Source organism: Streptomyces sp. NPDC054841, assembly GCF_053611045.1.
In genome coordinates this window covers 1-2446 of the sequence record NZ_JBSGZO010000777.1, presented here as the reverse complement: position 1 = coordinate 2446, position 2446 = coordinate 1, and the positions used below count along the sequence as shown (strand labels likewise).

General features: G+C 68.4%; 4 protein-coding genes. 2 read left to right on the top strand and 2 right to left on the bottom strand.

Annotated elements, in window-relative coordinates; all coding sequences use genetic code 11:
- Positions 1–68: 68 nt before the first annotated feature.
- Positions 69–344, bottom strand: a complete 276-nt coding sequence (locus ACWGI8_RS43080; RefSeq protein ID WP_453668933.1) for a GlsB/YeaQ/YmgE family stress response membrane protein — start codon at positions 342–344, stop codon at positions 69–71.
- 214 nt (positions 345–558) lie between these two features.
- On the opposite strand from ACWGI8_RS43080, the gene ACWGI8_RS43075 reads away from it, so the two are divergent.
- Both ACWGI8_RS43075 and ACWGI8_RS43070 read left to right on the top strand, forming a co-directional pair.
- Positions 559–948, top strand: a complete 390-nt coding sequence (locus ACWGI8_RS43075; RefSeq protein ID WP_453668931.1) for a DUF3099 domain-containing protein — start codon at positions 559–561, stop codon at positions 946–948.
- A gap of 193 nt (positions 949–1141) precedes the next feature.
- On the top strand, positions 1142–1366 hold the full coding sequence (locus ACWGI8_RS43070) for a hypothetical protein (protein WP_453668930.1): 225 nt from the start codon (positions 1142–1144) through the stop codon (positions 1364–1366).
- Here the strand turns inward: ACWGI8_RS43070 and moaA are convergent.
- Positions 1349–2338 (bottom strand): GTP 3',8-cyclase MoaA, encoded by a 990-nt coding sequence (moaA, locus tag ACWGI8_RS43065; protein ID WP_453668934.1) that lies wholly within the window; start codon positions 2336–2338, stop codon positions 1349–1351. The genes ACWGI8_RS43070 and moaA overlap by 18 nt on opposite strands.
- Positions 2339–2446 lie beyond the last annotated feature (108 nt).

Genomic DNA, 2446 nt, shown 5'->3' with positions numbered 1-2446 from the left:
AGATCGAGCCCCACCCGGCCGCTGTCGTACGCGGGGGCCGTCAGGCCACTGTCGTACGCCCGGCGCCGTCAGGCCGCCTGTTTCTTGCCCCGCACCGACATGTAGAGCATGTCGCCGACACCGACGACGATCAGGGCGGCGACGATCTGCAGGGCGTGGCGGCCCCAGTCGATGCCTGGGGTCTCGCCGATCCCGAAGGCTCCCGCGAGGGCGTTGCCGGCGATCCCGCCGATGATGCCGAAGATCGTGATCAGCCAGAGCGGGCTGTGCTGCTTCCCCGGCAGGATCGCCTTGGCCAGCAGTCCCAGCACAAACCCGACAATGATCGCCCACAACCAGCCCATGGCTGCCTCCTGGTTGGATCGACGTGAGCAGTTACGGACAGTCTCGACGTATCCGCCATACGACGCATGTCGGACAGCTTCGCACACAGTACGCAGAGGTATCGTCCACCCAGGTGAAGCGGCCCCGGTCTCGAATGCGTCGGAGTCGCGGCGTACCGTTGAAGCAGGTCCGGACCGGGGAGAGTCCGGCGTGGCAGCCGGGCGGTGGAACGACATGCGGAAGCACAGCACGACCGAGGTCTTCCGGATCACCGGAGCCCGTCAGGGACTGGCCGACGATGTGCGCGGCCGGCAGCGCCGCTATGTGATCTCGATGTCGATCCGGACCCTGGCGGTGATCCTGGCCGCGACGCTCTGGAATGTCGAGCGGCACGTGGCGATCGTGGCGCTGGTGCTGGGCGCGACGCTGCCGTACATCGCCGTGGTGATCGCCAACGCGGGCCGCGAGAGCGCTCCGAAACTGCCCCCCACCTTCATCCCGGCCCCCACGCGACCTATGCTCAACGCCGGATCTTCCGAAACGGAATCCGCCGCATCCGGCCGGAAGGCCCAGGCGGAGGAGCAGGCGGAGGACGAGGCGGAACGGACGACCCGGCAGGGCTGACCGGCGACGCCGGGCGCACCTGCCCGGGAAGCTCAAGAAAAGCTCAGATCAATCATGAAGTTCCTGTGCACCGCAGCCCGTTCCGCGTGACATACTGCGTGTGCGCTCCGCATCCCCCGTCGGAGCGACGGACCGACGCCGGGCAGCTCCCCCCGTGGCTGCTCGGCGTCGCCACGTTGGGGACAATGATCCGGTGAGTGACGAGACCCCGATCTGTTCCGCGAAGGGCTGCCGGGCAGCCGCCGTCTGGGTACTGGCCTGGAACAACCCGAAGCTGCATACGCCCGAGCGCCGCAAGACCTGGCTCGCGTGCGACGAGCACCGCGAGCATCTGTCCCAGTTCCTCGGTATCCGGGGTTTCCTGAAGGACGTCGTGACGCTCGACGCGTGGGAGCGGGAATCAGCCGCCGATGGCTGACATGGGGCGCTGAGGCTGGAGGAACGCCGGGTCGTCCAGCCCGGATCCGGCCTTCTTCCCCCACATCGCGAGCTTCCAGATCCGGGCGATCTCCTCGTCCGGCGCGGCGGAGCGCAGAGCGCCGCGCAGATCGGTCTCCTCCTGCGCGAACAGGCAGGTGCGGACCTGTCCGTCGGCGGTCAGCCGGGTGCGGTCGCAGGCGCTGCAGAAGGGGCGGGTGACGGAGGCGATGACTCCGACCCGGTGCGGTCCGCCGTCCACGAGCCAGCGCTCGGCGGGCGCGGAGCCGCGTGCCTCGTCGCCCTCGGGCGTGAGGCTGAAGCGCGTGCGCAACGACTGAAGGATGTCGCCCGCGGTGATCATCCCGTCGCGCTTCCAGCCGTGCTGGGCGTCCAGAGGCATCTGCTCGATGAAGCGCAGCTCGTAGTCGTGCTCGACGGCCCAGGCGAGGAGGTCGGGCGCCTCGTCGTCGTTGAGCCCCGGCATCAGGACCGTATTGACCTTGACCGGGGTCAGTCCGGCGTCGCGGGCGGCCTGGAGACCCTCCAGCACATCGTGGTGGCGGTCGCGGCGGGTGAGGGTCTTGAAGACGTCGGGACGGAGCGTATCGAGCGAGACATTGACCCGGTCCAGGCCGGCGGCCTCGAGGGCGGTCGCGGTGCGCTTGAGGCCGATTCCGTTGGTCGTCAGCGACATCTTGGGGCGGGGCGCCAGCGCGGCACAGCGCTCGACGATGCCGACGAGGCCGGGCCTCAGCAGCGGCTCGCCGCCGGTGAAGCGGACCTCGGTGATCCCCAGCTGGGTCACGGCGATACGGATGAGCCGGACGATCTCGTCGTCGGTGAGGAGGTCGGGCTTGGCGAGCCACTGCAGGCCTTCTTCCGGCATGCAGTAGGCACATCGCAGATTACACCGGTCCGTGAGCGAAACCCGCAGGTCAGTGGCCACACGGCCGTAGGTGTCGATGAGCACTGTGGGCCCCCTCCCCATGTCCGGAAGTCATACGGGAAAACTTCAAGGTCGTACAAGAACCTCGTACGGAAGTGAGCCTACGCGACACCTGTGACAACGACAGGGGCC

What these genes read in the sequence shown, in the direction of transcription:
- ACWGI8_RS43080 (WP_453668933.1), bottom strand. Translation starts at nt 344, where the DNA reads ATGGGCTGGTTGTGGGCGATCATTGTCGGGTTTGTGCTGGGACTGCTG.
- ACWGI8_RS43075 (WP_453668931.1), top strand. Translation starts at nt 559, where the DNA reads ATGCGGAAGCACAGCACGACCGAGGTCTTCCGGATCACCGGAGCCCGT.